18 protein-coding genes are annotated in these 23637 nt (G+C 66.8%); 6 read left to right on the top strand and 12 right to left on the bottom strand.

All coding sequences use genetic code 11. The annotated features are described in order from the left end of the window. The first annotated feature begins 226 nt into the window (after nt 1-226). Entirely contained in the window at nt 227-2041 is a 1815-nt protein-coding gene (locus MFF56_RS29935) for an SH3 domain-containing protein (protein WP_238232026.1), read from the top strand. 205 nt (nt 2042-2246) lie between these two features. Here the strand turns inward: MFF56_RS29935 and MFF56_RS29930 are convergent, their stop codons facing one another. The 8 genes from MFF56_RS29930 to MFF56_RS29895 all read right to left on the bottom strand — a co-directional run bounded on the left by MFF56_RS29930 (nt 2247) and on the right by MFF56_RS29895 (nt 10173). Next, a complete protein-coding gene (locus MFF56_RS29930; protein WP_238232024.1) occupies nt 2247-2471 on the bottom strand; it encodes a hypothetical protein in 225 nt (74 codons plus the stop codon). Between the two features lie 316 nt (nt 2472-2787). Further along, nucleotides 2788-4080, bottom strand: a complete 1293-nt coding sequence (locus MFF56_RS29925; protein WP_238232022.1) for a cytochrome P450 — start codon at nt 4078-4080, stop codon at nt 2788-2790. 1 nt (nt 4081) lies between these two features. After that, the gene (locus tag MFF56_RS29920) at nt 4082-5668 is read right to left on the bottom strand and encodes a Dyp-type peroxidase (protein ID WP_238232021.1); all 1587 of its coding nucleotides are present in this window, start codon (nt 5666-5668) and stop codon (nt 4082-4084) included. After that, nucleotides 5650-7308, bottom strand: coding sequence for a hypothetical protein (locus MFF56_RS29915; RefSeq protein WP_238232019.1), 1659 nt, complete (start codon nt 7306-7308; stop codon nt 5650-5652). Before MFF56_RS29915 ends, MFF56_RS29920 begins: the two co-directional genes overlap by 19 nt. Nucleotides 7309-7472: 164 nt before the next feature. Then, nucleotides 7473-8456: a Y4kA family protein gene (locus tag MFF56_RS29910; RefSeq protein WP_238232017.1), complete on the bottom strand. Its 984-nt coding sequence runs from the start codon at nt 8454-8456 to the stop codon at nt 7473-7475. A 229-nt stretch (nt 8457-8685) separates the two neighbouring features. Further along, on the bottom strand, nt 8686-9162 hold the full coding sequence (locus tag MFF56_RS29905; RefSeq protein ID WP_238232015.1) for a hypothetical protein: 477 nt from the start codon (nt 9160-9162) through the stop codon (nt 8686-8688). A gap of 148 nt (nt 9163-9310) precedes the next feature. Next, the gene (locus tag MFF56_RS29900; RefSeq protein ID WP_238232013.1) at nt 9311-9454 is read right to left on the bottom strand and encodes a hypothetical protein; all 144 of its coding nucleotides are present in this window, start codon (nt 9452-9454) and stop codon (nt 9311-9313) included. A 65-nt stretch (nt 9455-9519) separates the two neighbouring features. Further along, a complete protein-coding gene (locus MFF56_RS29895) occupies nt 9520-10173 on the bottom strand; it encodes an SOS response-associated peptidase (protein ID WP_238232012.1) in 654 nt (217 codons plus the stop codon). Nucleotides 10174-10258: 85 nt separating this feature from the next. Here MFF56_RS29895 and MFF56_RS29890 point away from each other — a divergent pair, with 85 nt between their 5' ends. Continuing rightward, nucleotides 10259-11212: a hypothetical protein gene (locus tag MFF56_RS29890; protein WP_238232009.1), complete on the top strand. Its 954-nt coding sequence runs from the start codon at nt 10259-10261 to the stop codon at nt 11210-11212. A gap of 159 nt (nt 11213-11371) precedes the next feature. Here MFF56_RS29890 and MFF56_RS29885 read toward each other — a convergent pair whose 3' ends face one another. Further along, a complete protein-coding gene (locus tag MFF56_RS29885) occupies nt 11372-12409 on the bottom strand; it encodes a metallophosphoesterase family protein (RefSeq protein ID WP_238232008.1) in 1038 nt (345 codons plus the stop codon). A gap of 39 nt (nt 12410-12448) precedes the next feature. Here MFF56_RS29885 and MFF56_RS29880 point away from each other — a divergent pair, with 39 nt between their 5' ends. After that, entirely contained in the window at nt 12449-13060 is a 612-nt protein-coding gene (locus MFF56_RS29880) for a hypothetical protein (protein WP_238232006.1), read from the top strand. A gap of 12 nt (nt 13061-13072) precedes the next feature. Continuing rightward, nucleotides 13073-13969: a nuclear transport factor 2 family protein gene (locus MFF56_RS29875; RefSeq protein WP_238232004.1), complete on the top strand. Its 897-nt coding sequence runs from the start codon at nt 13073-13075 to the stop codon at nt 13967-13969. 146 nt (nt 13970-14115) lie between these two features. Here MFF56_RS29875 and MFF56_RS29870 read toward each other — a convergent pair whose 3' ends face one another. From MFF56_RS29870 to MFF56_RS29860, 3 genes are all read right to left on the bottom strand, one after another. After that, complete coding sequence (locus MFF56_RS29870; protein ID WP_238232002.1) at nt 14116-14817, bottom strand: EF-hand domain-containing protein; 702 nt, start codon at nt 14815-14817, stop codon at nt 14116-14118. Between the two features lie 21 nt (nt 14818-14838). Continuing rightward, a complete protein-coding gene (locus MFF56_RS29865) occupies nt 14839-15543 on the bottom strand; it encodes an EF-hand domain-containing protein (RefSeq protein WP_238232000.1) in 705 nt (234 codons plus the stop codon). Between the two features lie 158 nt (nt 15544-15701). After that, nucleotides 15702-16328, bottom strand: a complete 627-nt coding sequence (locus MFF56_RS29860) for a Ros/MucR family transcriptional regulator (RefSeq protein WP_308445293.1) — start codon at nt 16326-16328, stop codon at nt 15702-15704. A gap of 219 nt (nt 16329-16547) precedes the next feature. On the opposite strand from MFF56_RS29860, the gene MFF56_RS29855 reads away from it, so the two are divergent. Both MFF56_RS29855 and MFF56_RS29850 read left to right on the top strand, forming a co-directional pair. Continuing rightward, the gene (locus MFF56_RS29855) at nt 16548-16982 is read left to right on the top strand and encodes a LexA family protein (RefSeq protein WP_238231997.1); all 435 of its coding nucleotides are present in this window, start codon (nt 16548-16550) and stop codon (nt 16980-16982) included. A gap of 430 nt (nt 16983-17412) precedes the next feature. Further along, complete coding sequence (locus MFF56_RS29850; RefSeq protein ID WP_238231995.1) at nt 17413-23589, top strand: hypothetical protein; 6177 nt, start codon at nt 17413-17415, stop codon at nt 23587-23589. The last annotated feature ends 48 nt before the right edge of the window (nt 23590-23637 follow it).

Genomic DNA, 23637 nt, shown 5'->3' with positions numbered 1-23637 from the left:
TCCAATCCCGGTTCCGGGATGCGGAGAGCGTGCCGCTGGCCGTAGCCGAGGCCGAACTCTCGCGCCCGTCGCAAAAACCGCCTTCCGGGGCCGATCCGAAGCTCCTCGCTACGCGATTCAGGCGACAGTACACCTTAAGTGTTAGTGAGACTGACAATTCCGTGACGACTTAATACCCTCATCCGAAGCGATACCGTTCGACGAGTGGCAGCCATGGAGCAGGCAGATGCCGAACGAGGCCGAACATTCATTCAGAACCGGCTGGGCATACGCCGGCCAGTACGGCGAAGGCGAGTGGAAGGAAATACATTTCAAATCCACACGCTCGTCGAAGACCTGCGTGGGGGACAAGATCGTTGCCACGGGCAGAGTCAATGTCAGGAAGGGTCCGGCCTCTTTCGATGGAGAACAGTGGGTCAACGCGCCCAAGATCGGATTAGCAAACGAAGGCGACACGTTCATCCTTCGCCGTATAATCGAGGTATCGAACGGCCATCACTGGTTTCAAATCTCGGTGCCGAGCCGGGAGGTGGAGCCGGTCGGAGGCTATGTTTATATGGGGCGCTATCAGGGCGAAGCGTGGGGTGAGATTTATTTTGAGTCGGTCGACCCGGAAGAGCCGGTCAAAGTCGGAGGAATAATCGTAGCGACGGGAAATGTCTTCATCAGAAGCGGTTACATCGAATACGACGGCGAAAAGTGGGCGAACAAACCGATCGTCGGCGTTGCGGAGGAAGGAGAAAATTTCGTCGTTCGCGAGGTGAGACAGGTCTCCGAGGGGTTCTATTGGCTGAAGATTGCTCCCGCGGAAAGGGACGTTTCCGATCCGAAGAATACTGGCACATTATGGATCGAGGTCAAGGACTCACAAGTCAACCGCAGAGATGTACCTATAAATGCCGCCGACATATTGCTAAACGATTTTCTGAGGAATTCCGCACCGGTTCACGTAAGACCGAAGCCCTCCGCCGACACACCCCCAAAGTTTACGATGCCGGCCGATCATGTCTTCGAGGTCGTCGGCACCAAACCCTCAGACAAGCCTGGGTCCCGTTGGGTAAACATCCAAACAGCGTTCGATAGCGAGGCCCAGGCGCCTGACCTGTCCGGGATCGACATCAAATTCGAAAATGGAATATGGTGGGAGCATCCGGTTGCCGAGGCGACCGGCGGATACGACGCCAAAAACAAGAAGACTCTGATCAACAGCTTCAACATAGTGGTGTTTGGCCCGTCGTCGGTGCGAGAAACCATCGTCGACGTCCTTCGAAATTGCGTCAAAATATCTGCCGTAGCCGCGTACGAGGCCTTCCAGGCGGCGCCGTCGCCGGAAATAGGCGCCCGTATCGGCGCAGCATTCGCAGCATTCAAAGCAACACTGATGCCTTGCGTATCGACAACCGCTTTAGGTCGCGAATTGGCTTCGGAGTTCAGCCTTGGTTATATACGCAGAGGACGGTGGGTCGACGGTCTGAACCTGCGATGTGTGGTACAGAGCCCCACGGCAGAGAATTACCGCGCCCTGCATAACATGGTGAAAGACAAACTCCCTGATCCCGTAAACAAGCTTATCATGTTCTATATTGCAACCCACGAAATACCGCCTATCGATATCAAGCTGGACTGCCCGCCTATAATAAATGATGCGATCGCCGCCTTGCCTCACACTGAGAAATTGCGAGAATTTGCCGATGCCGCCGAAAGGCTGGCAGCGGAAAGAGGAAAGAATATAATTCCGGAGATCAAAGCGGAAGCCGAAAAGTTGGTTCGCAAGCGTGGCCAAGAGTTGATCGACATGATCCCCGCACTCCCCATGCTGGTGTCCGGCCCTATAGCTGCCGAAATCGTAAAGCATGCACCGAGCTTCATTCAAGAAACGGTCATACCGGCCGTGAGAAACGGCGTTCCTGTACTAGGCCCGGCTCAGATCATCGCGGAACAGCTTGGGATAGATCTTCCATCGCCGGAAAAGGTCATCACGGACATCCTAGGCGTCTTTCGTTCGCCTATAAGAATTCCGGACTGGATTGAGCTCCCGTGATTCCATCTTCGGCATGAGACCCGGTGCGCCAGGCTGCCGACGCCGTTGTCGTGCTCGCAGCATCGTCGATCGCAGCCGTTGCCGTAGCCCGGCTTCTCGGGACTACAGGCCGGACGAGTGCCCCGCTGCGACGCCGCCCTGGCTTCGAGGCCGAATCCCGCCCCGACGCCGAGCCCGCCTGTCCGGAATGTGCCTCCGGCTCGTCTCACGCCGCCGAACGGATCCCCCCACGCGTGCGAAGCCGCTCGAGGTAGCCGTCTCGCTCTCGCCGGGTGGCGGCCAAGTCCCGCCGCAGATCCCGGATTTCCGCAAGCAGGTGGCCGGCGTCGACGGCCATCTCGATGCATTGGTCCTGCGCTTCGGCGAGCTGCAGCCGCATCTCGGCCAGTTCGGACGCGAGCTCGAGCACGACGATCTCGGGATTCGACATGGGCGGCTGCTGGCTCCGGCGGGGCGATGGCTCGGATGCCGGCATCGCCTTCGGGCGGTTAACGAGATGTTGCCGAAACAGGCCCGAGATCCCGCTTCGTGGTCACCCCCTCTGAAGCATCCGCAAAGGAGCTGTGGACGATCCGGGACCCGTTCGCCGTCGCGGGGGCCGGAAGCGGTCCACAGGCGCCGGGGAAGGCTCACCGAATCGACGCTGCCGTTCCAGGCGTTGGCTGCTCCCGATCCCTGCGGGCGATGCGGACGCGGCCCGAACGGAGATTGGATCGTGACGGGGGCATACGAGCCTCCTTCCGCGATCACGGGGTAAGCTCCACTTGGGCGGACGTGGAGCGGGAGCGGGCCTGATCGGTCGGCTCCGGCTCGAAGTGGACGACGAGGCGATCGGCGAAGAGCCCTCGCTTGCTGAGCCGTCCTTCCGGGCCCGGGGCGCGTCGGAGGCCCCGCCGCTTCAGAAGGCCTTTCAGCATGAGGGGCAGCAGGATCCGATTGATGTGCAGGCCGAAGCAGGTGTGCAGCCCGTGGCCGAAGTGGATGTACTCGTGCGGCAACCTTCGAGGATCGAATCGCCTCGGGTCCGGAACCCGGTTGTGGTCGAACATCGCCGAACTGAACGCCGCCAGCACGGTGGCGCCCTTCCGGATCCTGGTGGCGCGACGCGTCCCCGAGGCGAGGACGCAGTCCTCGAGCGCCACTCTCGGAAGCGCGGGACCGAGCGGGTCGAAACGCATGGCTTCGAACACGTAGCCGGCGAGAGCCGCGTCGTCGTCCGCCTCGGCGGCCCGCTGGGCGCCCGCCAGAGCCGCGGGCCGACGAAGAAGCTGCTCGAGGGCCTGGGGCACCACCATCGGCGGCTGCGGCGGGCCGCCGACGACGAGACCCATCAGCCAAGTGCGGATCATCGCGTCCGAGATGTATGAGTCGCTTTCCTGGGCGACCAGGAGCCTGCCGAGCACGTCGTTGCCGAACGTTCCCGAGTTCCGGCGCGCATGGATCAGGTCGTCGATGTGCGCGCGGAGCGCCGGGGCGAAGACGTCGACCTCGGCCCGCAGGGATGGATCGTTCCCGGCATCGGCGAACTGGAACTCGAACAGCCTGGTCGCGCACTCGCTCAGGCTCGCGCACGGAGGATCCGTGATCCCGAAATAGGACCCGAGCACCTCGAAGGTGACGGCGCGCACCAGATCGTCGACCACCTCGATCCGGCCGGCGGATGCCCCGAGGATCTCCCCGCACCTCTTCTCGACCGTGGCGGCGAGAGCCGGGACGTCGTCCGGCCGGACCGCCTTGCGCAGGGTTTCCGTCTGGCGTCGGTACTCCGCGCCCTCGCCGAGGCCGAGGAAGAAGGGGTGGCCGCCCATGATCACGTCGAGCTTCCCACGGTAGGGCACGCCGAACCCGCCGTCCTCCCGGAAGACCTGGAGGACGTCGTCGTGGAGGGTCGCCAGCCGTCCCCCGCCCGGCAACGGGAAGATCGGCCAGACCCGGCGGAGGATGCCGAAGACGAGCGGGGCCTGCGCCAACCCCCACGAGGTGACGCGGTCCTTCAGTCGGGCCTTGAGGCCGGGAGGGACCGGTCGGAGGACGGGCATCTCACAGCGATCCCAGGTAGGCGAGGGCGGGCATGCTGGGCAGGAAGAAGTACTCGCCGCCCGCCAGCGTCACGAAGGTCTCCACGTCCACGATGCGGCGTAGCGGCTGCTCGCGGATGGTGAAGGGACCGGCGGGCCCTATCAGCGGATCGGTCTCGTCGTAGAGGTCGGCGAAGTTGCGGTTCAGGATCCAGGTCTGCTGCACGAACTCGAACTGACGCACGATGTCCGTGTTCAGGCAGATGAAGAGGAGGCCTCTTTCCTCGCGGTCGTCGACGCGCGGGTTGTCGATCGGCTTTCCGAACTTGCGACCGCGGCGCAGGATGCGGTGGTTGTTGGAGGAATCGAGCAGGCTCGGAGCCGAGGCGGCGTTGGGAGCGAGGCCGTCGCGTGGGTTCGCCCGGCGGACGTGCGAGCCCATCGGACATCCGTGCCCGTAGGGATCGTGCTTGTAGTAGCCGACGTCGTTGAAAGTCTTGTGATACCCCTCTTCGCTGGGGCAGAGCAGCCGCCCGTCGGGGTGCCGGCCGACCACGCGCTCGGCGAGCCATTCCGCGGTGACGGGCGTCCTGCCGGGGTCGTGGGCGTTGATCCGGGCCGCCCCCTCGTCGAGCGATCTCCAGAACTCGGGGACGTTCTGGCGAAGCTCGCGCACCACCATGTAGCTCCCGTTCAGGCCGAGATCGAGAAAGTTCGGCTCGTCCGGGTGCGGCTCGAGTTCAAACTTCGTCGCGCCGGTATCCATACTGAGCAACGGACCCGGCGCGCGCTCGCGATGGGCGTTGTCGTAACCCAGCAGGATCTCGCCGGCCGGAACTCCGTGCCATGGATCCTTCGAGGGGTGGCTCCCGTCGTCGAGCACGATGGGGTCGCCGTAGGGCACCGGCTGCGAAACGCCGTCGGCGAAACCGAAATGTTCGCGTGCGATCCCATCTATGATGCGCAGGTCGAGTGGCAGCTGTCTGACGATGCTTACTCCGAACGGTTCAAGAGCATCGCGAACCCGATCGGCCCGCTCGCGGACCGCGCCCTCCTGCTTGTCGTAGAGGAGAAGAAGGGCATGGACCGTCATCGGGGTCTGCGGAATGGCCTCCTCGCGAGTCCGCTCCTCGTCCTCGGGGTCGCTGGGACCGGTCGGGTCGAGGTCGCGCGCAGGCGTATTGCCGCTCCAGACCGGACCGCCCTTGATCACGGTCTCACTCCACTTGCCGTCGTATCGGTCGCCGAGCCGCCGAAGCCGGTCGACTTGGCACATTCCCTCCCGGAACGGGGACGAGAAAGTCTTCAACGTCCTATCGGGCAGCTTCAAGGCCTCCAGACCGGTCCAGGTGAAGGCGATGGTGGCCGGGTCCGGATCCTTGCAGGAGGCGTTGGTGATTGGTTCGACCTCTTGCAGCGCGCGCAGCCACGCCGCACGCCGACCTTCCGGCTCCCCTCTTCTGTCAATGTGCAGGAACAGTGCCTGCGCCCAAGGCAGATCCTTGAACCCGCTGACCACGATGCCCTGAACCAGGGTGTCGACGGTCGCCTTGATCTTCCAGTTCGGCCGCTTCCTCGTTCCCCTCGGGTCTACAGGTCCCTCGCCCATTCGTCGGCCTCCTTGGGAGTCAGCGTCGGTCGGCGCAGCCCGTTCGCGATGCGCGCGTGGCGCTCGATCTGGTTGACGGTGTAGTGCTTGTAGGCGCTGTACCAGAGCAGGGTGACGGCCATGGAGTGCCGGGCCCAGGCCTTGAAGCGGCGCCCGTGACTGGCTCCGTCCTGCACGAGAAATCGGGTTGGCGGAAAGCCGACGCCGTTGGTCCAGGCGAGTGTAAGCCCTTCGTTCGCCTTCTCGATAAAGTCGTCGAGGTAGCTTTCCCAGGTCCCGTCGTAGTTGCTGAAGAACAGAAGCCGGCCACCGTTGCTCACAAGCGCCCAGTGCGCGAAGTGGATGGTGCGCATGTTCGCGAGATAGCCGTTCCGGCTCGCCGGAAGGATGCGGAGGAACAGGCCGAGCCCCCACAGCCCGACGCGGATCAGCACGGCGCGCAGGAGGCCGGGCTTGACCAGCACCATGCTGCCCATGTGGTTCTGCGGGAGCCGGTCCTCGCGCCGGGCCATGGCCCGCATCCGTCGCTCGTTCACGGGCGGGGCGTCGTGCGAGGGGTCCCGGTATTCCAGCCAGCGCACCCAGAGGAGGATGATCCCGACGCTCAAGGGGACGCTCAGGAGACCGAGCCACGTCGCCTTCAGCGCGAAGCCGTAGGCCTCCCCGAACCCGTGGCCGCCCAGGAGGGATACCGCGGGCGCGACGACGAGGGCGGCGAGATACGTGTAGCCGACCAGGACGACCAGGACGAAAGCCATGATCGCGACGGTCCTCACCGGCTGGAAGACGACCCGCCTCCTGGTCAGAATGGCCCTCGCGAGCTTTGGAGCGTCCTGACCAATGAGCGGAGTGCGTAGGCGGTAGAGCTGAAAGGCGACCGCCGGCGTGGCGATCAGGAGGACGAGGAAGACGCGCCCGCTCGTACCCGTCGGCGCAAGCACGAGACCCGGCAGCGACAGGCAGAGCAGGACCAGGAACAGGAAGGCCCCGAACCTGATCCAGTCGGCAGCCCCCTCGGCGAGGTCGATCCGGACGGGAGCGGGTTCGGCCAGCCAGGGATGGGTGGGCAGGAGGGCGGCGCGGAGTCGCTGGTGGATGCCCGCCGCGGATAGGGGTCTGTAGGGATTCGGGATATTCGGGTCACGCTGGCGCAGCTCGCTGCGGGTAGCCTCGAAAAGTTCGCCCTCGGCGATGATCTGGTCGCGGCTGCGCCCCCTGTTGCCCATGTGCGAGACCGCCGGGCGCACGGTCTTGGCCTCGAAGAGGGGTGCGAGCGCCCGGGTCGATCCACGCTTGGTCACCGCATCGTACAGTCCGCGGGTATCGTCCGTGGGCGGCTTGCAGCAGCGGACCATTTCCCGGAGCTCGTCTCCCAGAGCGGCCTCGAACTGCGCCCAGAACGGGCCGGCCGGCCCGTCGAAGTTCGCCTCCAAGGTCAGGACCGGGTCGTAGTGGACGTCCCTGAAGATGCTCATCGAAAGAAAATGCAGAGCCGGAACGCGGTCTCGAAGCACGGCGTACTCTTCAACCCCGTTCGATGTGCTTTCGAGCCGAGCGCGCAGGTCCCTGATCAGTTCGGCGAGGCGTTCGGTGCTGGCGGGCTGCACCTCGAGGATCACGGTAAGGATCGTCTGCCTCATCGCAACCTTCCGCTGGACCAGCGCGACGCACGTCGGAGTGCACAGCTAAACAGATTGCGGTGTCAAGGTCCGGGGGCGTACCGATTACAGGCTTCACGCAACGCTGTCAGATCGCCGGGAGTGCGGACGACATGGATGCTGAAGAAGCGCCGTTGTGCGGGGCATCAGAACGGTAGCCCTGACGAAAGCGCGTCGCCGATCTTCACGATCGCGTTCTGGACGTTGCGTTCCCGTTGTTCGTCCAGCGTTCTGCTGACTTGATCCCTGTCGGAGAGCGGCAGCCGCCTGACTATCCCCGCTTGATCGACGAGCACTTTGCGCTGCGGAACCTCGATCGCGACGATCACCTTGTGGTAGTCGGTCCGTATGTTGTTGAAGCTGAACCCCAGGGTCGACGGCAGCACTCCCCTCCCCACCGGATTGTACGCGGCGGCAGGATCGACGTTCAGAGAGATCTTCGTCGTGAACATGATGGTATCCGCCATCTTCGGGATCGCCGGAGTTTTCTCGTCTCCCTGCAGATGCTGCCGTTCATTGGCGACGACGAAGCTGTCCACGAGGTTCTCGAACGGCAACCTTCCGGCGATCGGAAATTCTATGTTTATGCTGAGGTCGGCAAGTACCGGCGCGCATTCCTCCGCGAAAGCGTCGCTTCCGAGTTGACGGAACTCGTCCAGGATCCTGAAATTTCTCTGAACCTGCCGGGTAAGGTCGTTCTCTCCGAACAACCCAAGCGCATCCACCCTCCTCAGGAATCGTCTTGTTACCACGCCGCCAACGGATTGCTTGTTCTGCTCCTTGTTGTCCAAGCTGAAGTCGTAGCCTACCTTTGCTGTATCATAGTAGGTAAAGTTTCTTCTTATCTCCGGAATGACGAGGCGGCGATCGTAGGAATCGTACGGGCGTCCACCCTCGATTTCAGCGGCAAGTTGCTTGCCGGTCTTTCCAGGGTAGACCATGCGGTCACCGAACTGGCGGATGTGCTCGATCGCCGTGGCGCGAACGGCCCGGCCCATCTGGCAGCGGATCTTCTGTATGATGCGACTGGTGTCGAAGCCGGTGCTCTGGTCGGTGGTCGGATAGACGGAGCAGCCGCCGGCCAAGACGAACAAGGCCGCACACGACACCCGTGCTGCAACGGCCCTCATCCTACGCCTCCACAGCCTAGACTCTATCTAGTGCATAATCCGACGTCCGAGACTGTAGCCGCGGTGCCACACGCAGTTTTCGCCGCGACGTACGCCGGGAGAAGTCCGGATGCTGGCCGCCGCCTCCCACCCCGCCGTCGCACTCGAGATGATCACGCGCCGGCGCCTACGTTCGTGTGGGGGCGTCTTCCGTCCGTGCGGGCGTGGAGGTTGCCGCCTGCATGTCCCGTCAGGCGTACAACCCCTCGGCTCGCAGACGGGCGAGCAGCCGGCCGGCTTGCTCCTGGGCTCCGGCGTCGCGCTTCCGCTCGTCGAAGCCGTGCTCGAACATCGGCAGGAGGACGTGCACGGCCCGATCCATCGCCGAGTCCTGCCAGAGGATCAGCACCTCGCGGTCGAGCAGGTCCTTCAGGAAGTACCAGTGCGTCAGCACGAGGCTGAGCGCGGACTGGTTCGCCCATCCGGCTACGATGTCCTTGGCGACGCGGTCGAGCCGACGCACGATCGCCTGCCGCTTGCGCGTCGTCAGATCGGCGAGCGGCTCGAGGCAGGCGGTGCGCAGGTTGTCACGCAGTTCGGAGATGTCGGCCTGTGCTCGGTCGGCCAAGGTCGGGTCGGCCGGCGTGAATGCGCCAGGCAACTTGCTGAGCGCGAACAGCAGATAGGCGGGCAGCGCGAGTTCGATGCGCTGGCGGTCGTTGAGCATGGGTATTGCACCGGCTTCGAGCGTCGCCGGTCCTGCATTCCGATGGCGGTCGGCTGACTAGATCAACCCAAGCCTACCGGCCGAGGTTCCTGCGAACGCATGCTGCGGAACAAAGCATCGCAAGTCAACGGGCGTCGGGTTCGAAGCGTCAGCAGCTGCAGATGCTGGCTCCGGCCAGCACGAGGCCGGAGATCAACGCGAGGCCTATCGCCTGCTCGGCCCAAGACTTGCGCAAGTCCAAGGATGCAACGGCGAAGGACGACGCGACGAGGACGGCGGACAGGACGGGCATGGCGATCTCGGCATGGGACATGCGTAAGCTAGGCAGTGAACGTTAACCGGCCGCTCCGGGTTGCCTCAATCGTCGGCCCCATCGCGCCGACCGCCGCGGGCCACCTCCTTCATCCGGTCGTCGGGCAGAGGCCTCTGGAGGGCGAGCGCCTCGTCCGCGGGCGCTTCGAGCCACGTCCGCCATTCCTCCGCGGTCGTCAGCAGGACCGGCATCGCCTTCGGGTGGACGGGACCGACGACGCCGTTCGCCTCGGTCGTGAGGAAGCTGAAGAGCAGATGCTCCTCCTCGACGGGTTCGTCGCGCTTCGGGCCCCGGATCCCGGTCCAGGGCCGCCAGATGCCGGCGAAGGCGAAGAGCGGACGATCGTCGGCGAGCGCGAACCAGACCGGCGTCTTCCGGGGCTTGGTGTCGGCGTATTCGCTGAACGAGGAGGCCGGGACCAGGCAGCGGTAGGCGGGCTTCAGCCAGGGCCGCCAGAACGGAGACGCGACGTTGCGGACGTTCGTCACGGGATGCTGAGGCCCCTTGCCGGAGGGCGAGGGGAAGCCCCATCGCATCATTTCGAGGCTGCGGCCGCTCCCGGTCGCGCGCACGACTGGCGCCAGCTGATCGGGGAAAATGCCCGGCAGCGGCGGCAGGTTGCCCGTACGGTCGTCGTCGACGTCCATCGCGGACCGGATGCCGGCCTGGGACGTCACGAGGCTGTAGAGATTGCACATGCCGCCAGCATAGGGCCTCGGTGGTTTATGTCTCGACAACCGCCCGATACGGCCCCGTGAACCGCGTGCGGCCAAGGAGATCGCGATGAATGCTGCTGCCGCGGCCGGATCCGGCCTGCCGACGTCCGTCCGCTATGTGAAGCTCGGCGCCGGCGGCCGCTGGTGGAAGGCGGCCCTCGGGCGGAACGAGATCCACTTCGGCTGGAAGGACGTGCCCGACGCCCTGATCGAAGCAGCGGATCTGGCGGGCATCGAGGCCTCGATCCGGGCCGAGTACGGCAAGAAGCGGGGAGCCACGCAGGACTTCAACGCGATCCGCGACGTGCTCGTCCGACCCAGCCAGCACCTCTGGGTGGCCTACCAGGACGGCTGCCTGTGGTGGTGCACGGTGTCCGACGGCGTCACGCTCAATCCCGCGGGCGAGAGCGGTTCGCTCGGCCACTTCTGGCTGACCTGCGAGCGCCCCTGGTCGAACCGGTCGCTCGGAGGACGGCATCTCGCGTTGTCGGATCTCCCAGGCGTGATCGGCTCGACCGCGGGCTTCCAGGGTACCGTCTGCGCTCCCGGAGGATCGAATGAGATCCTCCGGATCATCGCGGACGAGGAGGATCCGGTCGTGGTCGAGGCGGCCGAGGCGCGCGGAGCCTACGTCAGGGCGGTCGCGGCTCTGGTCGCGCGCCTCCGGGACAAGGACTTCGAACTCCTCGTCGACCTCGTCCTCTCCCGGTCCGGATGGGCGCGGATCGCCAAGCTCGGAGGTTCGACCGAGGGGATCGACGTCGAGGTCGAGAACGCGGCCCTGCAAGAGATCGCCTTCGTCCAGGTTAAGAGTACGGCCGGGCAGAGGGTGCTCGACGACTACATCGGCCGCTTCTCCGCCCGACGGGACCGCTACGCCCGCATGATCTTCGCGGTCCACACCCCGAAGGGCGTCCTCGTACCGCCCGAGGATCTGCCGGTGCTGGTCTGGGACGGCCCCAGGATCGCGGAACTCGTCGTGCGTCTGGGGCTCGGCGACTGGGTCGCGAACCGGATCTGACATACGACGATGCAGGGGTGCGCTTCCGGCTGGCTTGCCTCAAGCGCGCCGAGCGCGAGCGAAAGAGCCAGCCGGCTCCGTTTCGGTACTGAGCCCGCTCCTCTCGCTGATCGCCGAATACGGGCGGGCGCCGACCGTTGGCGGTCGGACGAGAGCCGCTCACGGATCACCTTGCGGGATCATCGGAAACGGCATCTGAATGCCCCGATAAGGGGCCCAGCCCTCTGGATCGGCATGGAGGCGGCGGGATGTGGCCGTGACCATCTCGGTCCCGACCCGCTCCAGGATCACGTAAGACCCGAAGTCGGCGCGCCGAAGGGATCGGATGAAGCCCGGCCCAGCCCGGCTGCCGGCCGGCATCACGGTCTCGAGCCGGTCGAGGGCGCTCACGTTCACGAAGCGGGAGCCTTTGTACGCCGTATGAGCGAAGCCGTGACGATGGCCGAAGAGGAACAGGCCGATGCCCGGCATGTCGCGGCCCGTGTCGGATTGCCGTTCGTGGGTAACGACGACCACGTTCCGCGGATCCCGCCCGGCGACGAGCGCCGATAGCTCGGCGCGGTTCCGGTCGAGGGCGGCGAGGTCGGCTGCTCCGGCATCTCGCTGGTAGGCTGCGTATGCCTTGTCGGCGAGGAAGGTCTGCAACGGCCTCCGGATCCGCGCCTCATCCCGTAGGCGGGCGGCTTCGGAGCGGCTACGCTCGGACTGGGCGGGCGCGTCGACCGCGCCGCCGGCCTTCGACCTGCCCGCTGAAACATCGGGGTATCCGCTCGTCAGGCGCGCCAGTGCATCCGCCTGCTCAGCCTCAAGGTCGGCGAGTGTGGCCAACATCCCGGCGTGCCGCCTCTCGACTTCCGTCCTGGCCATGGCCGCGATGGGGTTCCGACCCCAATGGGCGGGCAATCCGCTGTACCCGGCGAAGGCGAGCCCGCCGATATCAATCACGCCGCCATGCAGGTGCTGGCATCCATCGGCGAAGCGATGGTCGTACGGCAGATCGAGATCGTGGTTGCCGAACACGTACAGGACCGGGCAGCCGAAGGTCGCCAGGATTTCCATCACCGCGATCGCGCTCTCCAGTCCGTTCCCGATGTCGCCCGCGACCAACAGGGCGTCGAATCGGTTGCTTTCCAGCTCGCGCAGGCGCTCGACCGCTCCCTTGCGGCCGTGGATGTCGGAAAGTCCCAGGATCCTCATCGTCCGCATTTGATGCGAAGGCACTCGGCGACAATGGCCGTGAAGGCCGTCATCTTCTCGCTCGCGGAATCGGCCTCGGCACGCCGCCGATGCTGCTGCATCTCATTGATCAACATGGACGGCCCTGCAAGGAAGTGGGTATCCACAGGGAGGAAGCCGATCGACTACGGATCCTCCGGGGCGGGCGCGGATAATTTTACGGATTCCGCGCAGGGATCGGCAGCAATCGCTTGCTACGTTGAGAGTACGCCGATCCTCGGCCTCCAGGTTTCCGCCATGCCTTCGCGCCCGATCGTCCTTGCCGTCGTTACGTTGGCCGCCACGCTTGCCTGCGTCCCCGCCCCTGTCATGGCCGCCGGTCGGACCATCGTCGGCGACTGGTCGCCCAATCCACGGATGTGCCGGCCGATGGACGGCGCACTCAAGATCGTGCCCCTCGGCATGGCCGGCGACGAGTTCTCCTGCAACTTCAAAAGCGTGGCCCGCTCCGGCGACGTCGTCACATGGCGCGGCTCCTGCGGCTTCACCGACGGCACGAAAGCCGCCACCGTCGTCGCCGCGCTGAGCGGCGAGACGCTTTCCCTCCGGATCAACGGCAACGACTTCGGCTCCTACCGGCGCTGCCGTCCCGGCTCCGGCATGCGGGGCTGAGAGGAGGCCGCGATGATGTCGTCATCCGTCCTCCGGCCCTTCGTGGTCTGCTCGATTCTGGCGACGGCCGGCGCCGCCCAGGGCAAGGCCCAACGCGCCCAAGCCCCCTCCCCCGAACCCGTCTTCAAGGAGATCGTCTCCTACGATCGACGCGGCGGCGAGCAGGAAATCTTCGGCTTCAAGCGCTCGGCCGCGATGGACCGCCTCCTGTCCGAGGACTTGGTGCTGTCGTGGACGCGGGCCGCGTCCACCAAGGGCAACTTCTTCGACGCCGACGTCTTCACGGGCAGGCAAAGTGTGACGGCCCCGAGCAGGTACGAGGCCGTGCGCACGATCCGGAACGACGGACGGCGGGCCGTGGTCGAGGCTATCGTCAAGGCCACGGTCGACGGCATGCCGGTCGAGCAGCGGCAGCACTACACCTTCGTCATGGAGGGCGGAGGCTGGAAGCTCGACGAGATCAATTACGAGGCCGGATCGAAGCACGGGAGTTTACTCCATGCGCATCTCCGCACGTGGCTGGGTGGCTTCGTCGGGGATCACTTGAAGACTGCTCCGTCGGCGAGGCAGCCCGGCGGCGACGACGTGGCGGCCATCGCCAAGCGCGGGGTGGCCCGGGCCAACGGCGTGTACGCCGAATCCGGCATGGCCGGCCTGAAGGAGAATCAGGCCGCCTGCGGCAAGACGTCTTCTGGTGCCGGCAGCCGCTCGCAGGTTTCCGACTGCCTCGCCTTCACCTGGGCTGCGCTCCGCCTCGACGCCCTTGGGTCGGCGAAGTTTGGATTTCCTCCGCTGTTGCGGGCCCGCGAGATCGTCGAGCCGCTGGAGAACGACTATCTCCGGCTTGGCGGGCGCTATCAGGATGCGTACGAGATCTCGCAGATCGTCGGACGCTCGGACGGACGGTAGAGACGTCCCGACCAAGCGAGCTGCCTGGGCCGCTTGCCGCGCGCAGCGCGAAGGTCGCAGCTCTGCGAGGCTGCGGTGGCGAAGACGAGGTGCGGGCCCAGAAGTCGGGTGAAGCCTCCGCGGTCCCGGGGCGCGGGCCCCCCACCCTATCGGGCGTCGGGAGCGACGGCCTCGGCGACGCGATCGGCGTCGGCCCGAAGCAGCGCGACCTGGGCGGAACAGCCGTTCGCGGCGACGCGTTCGAATCGACGCAGGGTGTCGGCCTTGAGGGCTTCGGCCCGCTCGACGAAGCGGGCCAGCGTATCCACCTTGAGGACGACGCCGTCCGCCGGGACCGCATCCGGGTCCACCGCCTGCGCGGCGAGGTAGTTCTCGACCTCCTGACGGACGTTGGCGAGTTCAGTCGGATCGACGACGCCGTCCATGTCAGCGTCCGAGCTCGCCATCAGCTCCAGAGCCGCGTCGCGGTCGTCTTCGGGCAAGGTGGCGACGAGAGCCAGCTTCTCGGCCTCGGTGACCCGGTCGTCGCCGTCCGCGTCAGCTCGTCCGTACAGGCCCAGCGCGCCGCGCACCGCGGCGGGGAAGTCGACGCGGTCCGCCCGTTTATCGACGCCGGCGACCCGCAGCATCGTCGCCCAGTCCCGCTCGAAATCGGGTTGCGTGCGATCCGAGAACGAGACCAGGGCCGCGTCGAGTTCGGTCCGCGTCACGAGCCCGTCCCCGTCCGCGTCGGCCGCGGAATAGATCGCCGACGCCAGGGACGCCAGCGGCTGGGGTTCCGGCATCGCCAGAACCGCCGAGGGCAGAGCGATCAGGCAGGTCAGCGAACCGAGTACGAGCGCGCGCATGTCAGGTCTCCGAGGCAAGGGTCAGTTCGCTGCCCAGGGCGAGGGCATGGAAGCCTGCTGTCGGTCCGCGACGAGATCACGGACGGGGGCGTGGCCGGACCCGGCCGCGACGTGTTCGAAGCGGAAGCGCGCGTTCTCCGCCGAAGCCTGGACGTGGAGCAGCCACTCGGTAACGACCGACGTGCGTTCGATCAGGGCGTCGCTTTCGCGCCTGTCCTCGTCGGCGAGACGCGCGGTCAGGAATTCCTCGATCTCCGCCTTGATCCCGGCGATCTCCCGATCGTCGACGGATCCGTCGGCGTTCGCGTCGGCCGACGCCAGGAGCTCGGCGGTCGGTCGGCGTTCTCCATTCGGAAGGGCGCGGAGGAACGAGCGGATCTCGCTGACGTCGGCGACGCCGTCGCCGTCGCCATCGGCGTCGGCCATTGCCTGCAGATGGATCACGCCGCGGCCCACGTCGGCGACGTCGAGGCGGCGCGCCAGAGGGTCCACGCCGACCGTGCGCAGAAGGGCGGACCAGTCGCGCTCGATCTGGCCGCCGGCCTCGGAGCGGAACCGTCTCGTCGCCGCGTCGAGTTCGCCGCGGGTGACGATGCCGTCGCCGTCGCGATCCGCCGCCGCGAGGATGAGTTCGGCTGCGGCGTCGAACGTGGGCGGCTCGAACAAGGCCGCAGCCGGGGACGACAGAGCCAGAGCGATGAAGGAATGAAGCAGGACTGCGCGCACTAGCGATCTCCGTTCCTTCAACGGTAGATCGGTTCCTTGCGCGTGGCAACGCGAGGTGGTCCTGCGGCCTCGTCCGTCGGGCCGGACGCGATTTCGGGGACAGGAGGAGGGCCGCTCCGGCGTGCCGGGAGCGGGCCTCGATCGCTTAGGGCGCCCTCTCAGGCGGCCTTGCTGGCATTGCCGCTCTGGGCCTTGCGCGAAGTCGCCTTGGCGGCTGGCGCCCCCTCGCCCTGGGCCTTCATGCTGCCGGGTCGGCCGAGGCCGAACTTCTTCGCGAGCTCGGAACGCTGCGTCGCGTAGTCCCGGCATACCATGGGGTAGTCGCCCGGCAGGCCGAAACGCTCCCGGTATCCCTCGGGCGTCAGGCCGTGGGTCGTGAGGTGGCGCTTCATCGTCTTGTACGAGCGGCCGTCCAGGAACGAGACGATGCCGCCCGTCGATACCGACTTCCTGATCTGCGCCGCGGTGGGCTTCGACACGTCTTCGACGACCCCGCCTTCGACGTGCCCGGTCTCCAGCGCGGCGAGAGCGGCATGGACCGAGCCGATCAACGCGGGCAGCTCGGCGGCCGGAACGGAGTTGTTCGACACGTAGGCTCCCACGACGGTCGATACGAGCGCGACGCGGGTTCTGTGCAGGTCCAGGTTCGGTGTCATTGCTTTGAAGTTCCTTCGATGGATTGGGCGGATTGCGACCTGCCCGTCGCCGCTCAGGCGAGCCGTATCAACAGCACAAGCCGATTCCCTTGTGAACCCGCCAAGGTACGAATGATCGGATTCGTTCATGCGTTCCTTCGGTTCCATTTCAGCCGTCCGGGACCGTCTTCGTCGGCGACCGTCGGTCATCGGGGAAGCGGCGGCCTCCATATCTCGCGCGGCGGCTCCGCATCCGGCTTGGCCTCATCCACCGTCGTCCACAGCAATCCACAGGGCGTCCAAGCTGGGCTTGTGGTCGGGAACCGGCCATGTTCATGGTCTGTTCCTATTGGATCAGTCGGAGTCCACATGCTGCAGATCTCCCGCCCCTGGGGCGCCCCGGTGCCTCTCCCGATCCTGACGGCCGCGGTGCGGGCCGGGCTCCCCTCCCCCGCCGATGACTCCATCGAGCAGGAACTCGATCTGCAGCGCCTCCTGGTGCCGAACCGGACCTCGACCTTCCTGGTCCGGGTTTCCGGGGATAGCATGGTGTTGGCTCGGTTGTTCGACGGCGACATCGCAGTCGTGGACCGTTCGCTTTCACCGGCGGACGGCGACATCGTAGTCGCCGATGTGGACGGCGAGAGATCCTTCAAGATTTGGAGCCGTAGCGCCGGCCGCATCAAGCTGTCGTTCGCCAACCCGCGCTTTCCCGAATTCGAGATCGGGGACGATGCCGTCATCGAGATCTGGGGGGTCGTCTCCGGATCGATCAATCCGCGCCGCCGCGCATCCGTCCGCTGAGCCGGCTGGCGCCCCATCGTCCACGACCAAGGCGAGGCCGCCGCCTCGCGCGTCGGCTGAAGCCGTTCGTCCGCCATATCCGACAGGAACAGCTTCCACTGTTCCGCGAGCGCGTCTCAGACCCGCGCCTCGCGCGTTTGCAGGCCATCGTTGGGTTCGACGATGGGCGCTTACGCAGCCGCGTCTCCGTTTTCAATAAATGCAGCGGTCAATGACTGCTTGCGCCTTCAGACAAAAAGTGGAGCTGAAGTCGCCCCTCCCTCCGGAAACAGACGTCCCGTTGCGCGCTTGAGTCGACCGGTGTTTTTGGCGTCCAGCGGTTCTCCTCCCTCGATCGCCTCCATGACATTCGCTGTTTGTTCCGGAAATCGAATCCATGCTATCGCGTGGGGCACCGCGGGCGCCACTCCCCCGCCTCACCGGGGCCCCGATGGGTTCGAGTTCAAGCAGAAAGTCGCCTGTTTCGAAACCTGCGAAGAAGCGCTCGCGAGCGGCATCCGAGCAAGCCTCGTCGATCGAGCCGCCCGCGGGTTACCGGGCGCCCAATAAAGACACGGCTCCGGACACGCAGATCCCTCTTCCTCCACTCCATCGGGAAGCGATGCTGCCGCTCGTGGCCGTCGGCAGCCGCAAATTCGAGGAGATGTGCCGCGATCTGGTGCCCCTCGTCTTCCCGGACCTGGTCGTGCGAACCTCGCTCAAGCGCGTCAACGGCACGAGACAGTTCGGCGCCGACGTCGAGGGTTTCGATGAGGACGGCGAGCCGGCGGTCGTCATCTCGGCAAAGTGTTACAACCGGGTCAGAGCGTGGGACTTCCGACTCTGGTTGGACGATTTCGTCCGACACTTGGATGGCCATTGGGCCGGGCGGCGCATCCGGTTCTTCATCCTCGCCATCACGCACGAGTCGAACGACGATGCGATGAACGAGGCGGCTCGAGCCCTAGCGGGCGAACTCAAGCGTCGCGGCATCGGCTTCCGCCTCTGGAACGTGGAAGAGATCTCGAAATACCTGAGGCGCGATCCCACCCTCGTGGACCGGTACTTCCATCCCGCCTGGCGCGACGCGATCTCCGGACTGCCGGCCACCGCTGCACCCGCGGCGCCGATGCCGACCGCATTGGCACCGCCGGCCTCGACGGTGAGCGCGGGGTTCCTGCAGCATGCGCTGGCTCAATACGAGGTCGTCCTGAACGAGCGTGTCGATGCGGCGACGGCGCTCTCACTCGATGCGGCCATCGGCGAGGTCTCCCGAGGACGACCGGGGGCGCTCCGGCGTTGGTTCGACGATGCTCGTGCCGATGCGGAGGCGTGGGCGCGCCTTTCACCCGCAACGCGATGCAGGGCCTTGCGAGCGGTCGCGATGGTGCTCCTGGGGCAGCGCGACGCCGACGGCGCGGAGCGGCTTCTCGACGAGGCGGACGCGCTCGGGCCGTCGGCGGGGAACGCCCCGCGCGCCTTGCTCCTGCACGTCCGCGGTGCGGCAGAGGAAGCCCTCGCCCTCCTGGTCGATCTCGGGGGGGCCAGAGAGCGCGAGATCAAGGCCGCGATCCTGCTCGAGACCGGCCGGGTCGCCGAGGCGGCCGACATCGTGAACGCGGCGGTCGGCGAAGCGGTGACCGCGGAGATCCTGCGGCTGAGGTCGATCGTCGCCTTGCTGGAGGGACGCCCCGACGCCGCGGTCGCGGACGCCCAATCGGCGGTCGAGCGGATGCCGCATGGGCTGGCTGCGTTGCTGGGATTGGCGGCGGCGAGGTTCTACAGGGCACTGGTCGATGGGGTCCGCCCCCTGGTCGGGCGTCCTCCCGAGCCCCTCCATCCCGGGCTCGCCCGGGGCGGCATCGCGGCGCAGGAGGACTTGGCCGCCGCCGCGGCGGACTTCGACAGGGCGCGGCAGATGGCGGAGGAGGCGCTGCGGCCCGATATCGAGACCTGGAGGCTCGCCGCGCTGCTCATGAACCCGGCGCGGTCCGACGAGGCCGCCTCCTGTGCCGCCGACCTACTGGGCCGGCCCATGCCAGACCCGCTCGCCGTAGCCTGGGCGATGGCCTACGGCCTCGCGGACCGCTCCAGCCACGTCAAGAAGGTCTACGGCGACGCCATCCGCGACGGCACGGGGACGCCATCGCACCTCGTCGTCCTCGCCCTGCTGGCGGCAGGGAACGACCGACCTGACCGGGGACGGGCACTCCTCCGGAGGTATGCCGACCGCTTCCCTCTCGCGGCGGACTTCCTGGAAGGGTGGCGCGCCCAATTCGGGGATGCCGGCGTGGCGCAGGATCCGATGGCGCAGGCCTGGAACCTCGCCCGTCGCAGCGGCGATCACGGGCCGCTTCTCGACGTCGCTCGGGCGGAGGGAGCCGACCCGGGGATTGTGTTGGCCGTCGCGGAGTTCCTCGTTTGGAGGGAAGCTTGGGCGGATCTGGATGCCCTGCGGACCCCGCTCGCCTCGGTTCGGACGCGGCGGGCGGTCGAGTTGTCGGCGTTGGGAGCTCTCAGAATCTGCGACGCCGCCGGATGTCTCGGAGTCCTTGAGGAAGGGGCCGCTGCGTTCGAGGACCACCGTCTGCCTGCCGCGCTCATCCACCTGCGGATCGCGGCCAATGAAGCGCTCGGCCGCCATGCCCCGGTCCTTGCCGACCTAATGGACCTGCGCCGCGATGGCAGCGACCCGTTCGCCCACGCCAGGGTCATGGACGCACTCGTTCGGATCGGAGACCTGGAGGGCCTTCGCAGGGAGGCCGAAAGGGCACTCGACCGAGGGGATCTCGATCCTCGCCACGCTCTCAACGTGGCTTTCGCGTTGCGAGCCGCGGCACCCGCAACCGCACGACGCGCTCTGGTGCTGGCGGCAGGCGTCCCAACGCCGGAGAGCGCAGTCGGCGCCGTCGCCGCGCTCGCGGCCGATCTCGGCTTGGCGGAGGTTCACGAGCGATTGTTCGCGGCCCTGCTGAATGATCCGGACGCCAGCCGGCACGTGGTGCGCATCGACACCGTCGAGGCCGCGGTCGCCTTGTTGGAGCGGGCTTCTGATGATCATCGCGAGCGTTTCCGCGAGTGGCTCGGCGGCCGCACGCCGTTCGCGGTGGCGACGGCGCAGGACCCTAGGGTCTTCGGTCGGATGTTCCTCGCGACCATCGAGGGGCGCCGCGACCATCTCGGGGACCCATTCCCGATGCTCCTCCTCTCCGGCGCCCCGAGGGCAGCGGTCCCCGCGGCAGATGGGGACGAGCTTCGACTCGACCTGTCGGCCCTCCTTCTGGCCAGCCGCCTCGGCATGCTTCCGGACCTCGAGGGCACCTTCCGGCTGAGCGTCCCTCTGTCTGCGGGCGAGGCTCTGATCGAGATGGAGGCCGCCTACAGAGATCCGTCCGAGGACATGGTGGCGAGCGTCCGCGAGCTGCTCGAAGGGCGCAACCGCGTGATCGTCGAGGGCGCCTTTCCCGAAGGGGCCGTCTCGGTCGAGAGCCTCGAAGCGCCGGGCGAACTCTCCGCGCCGGTGTTGCGGGCGCTGATCGAACGAGCGTTCCTGTCAGGACATCTCGACCGCGACCGGGCGGACGAAGCATGCCGTCTCCTGGGCGCCGCAGATGCGGAGCTCCGGGAGGTCGAAGCGGGCGTCGTAATCGGTCGGCTCTCCGCGACGCGCCTGGCCCAGGCCCGAATTCTGGCACAGGTCGCGCGCGGCACGCGCATCTACGTCCCGGCAGTGGAGGCCGAGAGGCTGCGGCACGACGTCGACGACGCGATCGAGGAAGGGAGGCTGCGCCGCCGCGTCTCGGAGCTGCGTCATCTCCTTGCCGAGAGGCTGGCCGACGGACGTTGGACGACCTTCTCACGCGCCGCCGAGGAGGGCGATGTGCCGACACCGGCGCACGTGCGCTGCCTGTTGGAGTCCATATCCGCCCACGGGCACGGTCCAGGCAGCCTCTGGATCGAGGATCGGGCGCTGTCGCGCGCCACCGCGCTCGGGCTCCTTCACTTGCCGGACGTCCTCGACCTGCTGCGAGGCCGGAACGCCGTCGATGCGGTCAGAAGAGATCGTATCCTGGAAGAGGCGCGTCACGCGGGCTATGCCTGGCTGCCTTTCGAGCTCGACGCGTTCCGGAGCGCGCTCGCGGCCGCCCCCGTCGAAGGAACCTTTCTCGTCGAGACGCCTACCCTGGCCCGACTACGGATATGGGCGGCGCAAGACACGGCGCTCATGCGGCACCTGGACATGACGCCGGAGAGGGGGCCGGACGGCCACATCGTCGGCGAGGCGCGCCGGCTACTCGATGCCTGGGGCATGGCGCGCGACCTCCTGGCCCGGATCTGGGAGGACGCCGAAGCCTCCCAGTCCGAACGGCGCGCCCGTTCGGACTGGGTGTGGGCCAATCTCAGGATCGACAGGTTCGAAGGATTGCCTGCCGACGAGAGCGTCGAGACGCGCCGTCGTCTGCGGGCCATGCATCTCGCCTCCCTGCTGGATCTCCCTCTTCTCCGCGCGCTCGGCGGCGAGACGAGGCCCTCGTCGAGCTGGAAGGGCTACGTAGCCTGGGTCCTGGAGGCCTGGGGCGATCCGCAGGCCGAGGCCGATCCGCGGCTGAGGGAGGAGGTCGCGGACATCGTGGGCGGCCACTTGGCCGGGCTGCTCGAACTTCCCGAGGCGGCGTCGGACGTGGAAGCCCAGGCGGTCCGCACCTCCCTGTTGCGGCTGGTGCGCGATTTTCTGACGCTGCTTCCCAAACCATGGGCCGATGCCATGGCCTCACGTCCCGGCGTCGGCGACAGGATGGGTCTCTGCGACGTCATGGTTTTGACGATCGGACCGGATGACGGGGAGGCCGGGGAAGAACACCAAGCGGCGGTGACGGAAGTCGCCGCTGCCTGGTCCGCCCTTCGCGCCGGTGCCGGTGAGGGTGCGAGGACCGTCGACGTTCGACTCCTCGATGGACAGGTCGCCCGGATGGAGGAGGTCATGGCGCCGGACGGCCGCCGGGGAGCGGCCGTGATCCTCGGTGACAACCGCGTCGAGATCGACGAACTCAGCTTGGTGCTGTTGGAGGCCGATCCCGCCGCGCGGACCATTCCCGCCGAGCAACGGCGTCCCCTGCTGAACCCGCTTGGCATCATCACGGCGGACGACCTCGAGGCCATCGAGCGCACCGAGGACCCGAATGCACGTTTCGCCGCACTCGGGCGTTTGCTCGACATGGACCTCCAACGGCGGCTGGAGGGATTGGAGGCGAAGGTCCGAGCGCGCGGATCGCTCGGTCTCGCCGACCTCGAACTCCCGCCCCCCGAATCGGTCGCAGCCTTCCTTCGCGTCCCGGCCGGACAGGCGGCTGCCGGCTTCGCGGTCGTGGTCTGCGAGGCACTCGAACGCGACCTGGACGGGAACGAGGCGGCCCGACGGCTGGCCGGGCTGCCGTTCGATCCTGCGGGTGGCTACCTGCAGCGTCGGGGAGCCGAGCTCGCGTTGCGGCCGGAGGGTGAGGAGCGCCGGCCGGCGGTCTCCCCATTCGTGGCACTTATGGATTTGCTCGCCTTGGCGAGCGTGGGGGACCGGAACCGGATCGACGCCGCCGTCGAGGCCCTGCTGACGGCGATCGACCTGCACGGAGCACTCTGGCTCGCCTTGTTGAGGCATTTCGCGGCGGCGGCAGTTCGCGACCCGGCATGGCGCGGGCTGGAACCTGAGATCCGTCTGGCCTTCCTATGGTCGCTGAGCGACCAGTTCGCCTTGCGCCTATCCATCCCGCGCGTGAACGATCGACCCATCGCCGAGTGGCTGGAAAGAGCCGTCTCCTTTCCGTTCTCCGCGCAGATGCAGGAAGACGGCTTTCCGGAATGGTACGTGCGGCTGACCGCGAAGGTCACCGAGCCCATCGTCACGGCTTGCATCGTCGCCCAGGCGCTGAGAGGCGGAGTCGACGAGCTCGCGGGTCCGCAAGCGCTAGCGGCTCTCGCTGCCGTCCTGGGCCGGGACGAGACCCAACCATGGCTTCCGGACCTTGGGCTCGTCCCGCCGCCTCCGGCCGTCCCCGATGGGTTTTGGGTCGGTCTCGACCCATTGGGCCCGGATGCTCTGGGACGTTGGCTTGGACCGGGACATCCCTTCGCCGAGCGGGAGGCCGAAGCCATCGCCCGGGGCCTGCTGGACGCGACTACGATCCCGGAAACGGTGCACCTGCTTCCGCCCCTCCTGTCGGTCGTCGACGTCCGATGCGTGGGGGCGGATACGCTGGCCCGCATCCGCGCGACCCTCGTCGACGCAGTGGAATCGGAGGCCTTCGAGCCGGACGCAGGCGCGATGCTGCGGATTCTGTCGGTCGAGGCCTCCGTACGCTCCTTGGATGCGGACCTCGACGGCATGACCACAATTCTTACCCGGAGGGCGGCTCGATGCGATGCCCAGTGGCCCGCCACGGGGCCCTTCGACGAAGCGGGCGCCCGCGCGGCCGGATTCCTTTTCGAGGCGGCGTTCCACTTCGCCCTGGCCATGCCGCGTCCCTTGCCCGATCGCCTTGCCGCCTTTGCCGCATGCATCGAGGCGGTGGTCTGCGGATTCCGACGGAAGCCGGCCACCCATTCCGACGCGAAGCCGGCCAACGTTCCGATTTGATGTCGGCCACTCGGTAGCCGGCATCGGCTATGGCGCATCCCCGCGGGT

It is taken from the genome of Methylobacterium hispanicum (assembly GCF_022179285.1).
GTDB lineage: Bacteria > Pseudomonadota > Alphaproteobacteria > Rhizobiales > Beijerinckiaceae > Methylobacterium > Methylobacterium hispanicum.
Note: the sequence above shows the minus strand (reverse complement) of the source record. Positions and strands in the feature narration are given on the sequence as shown.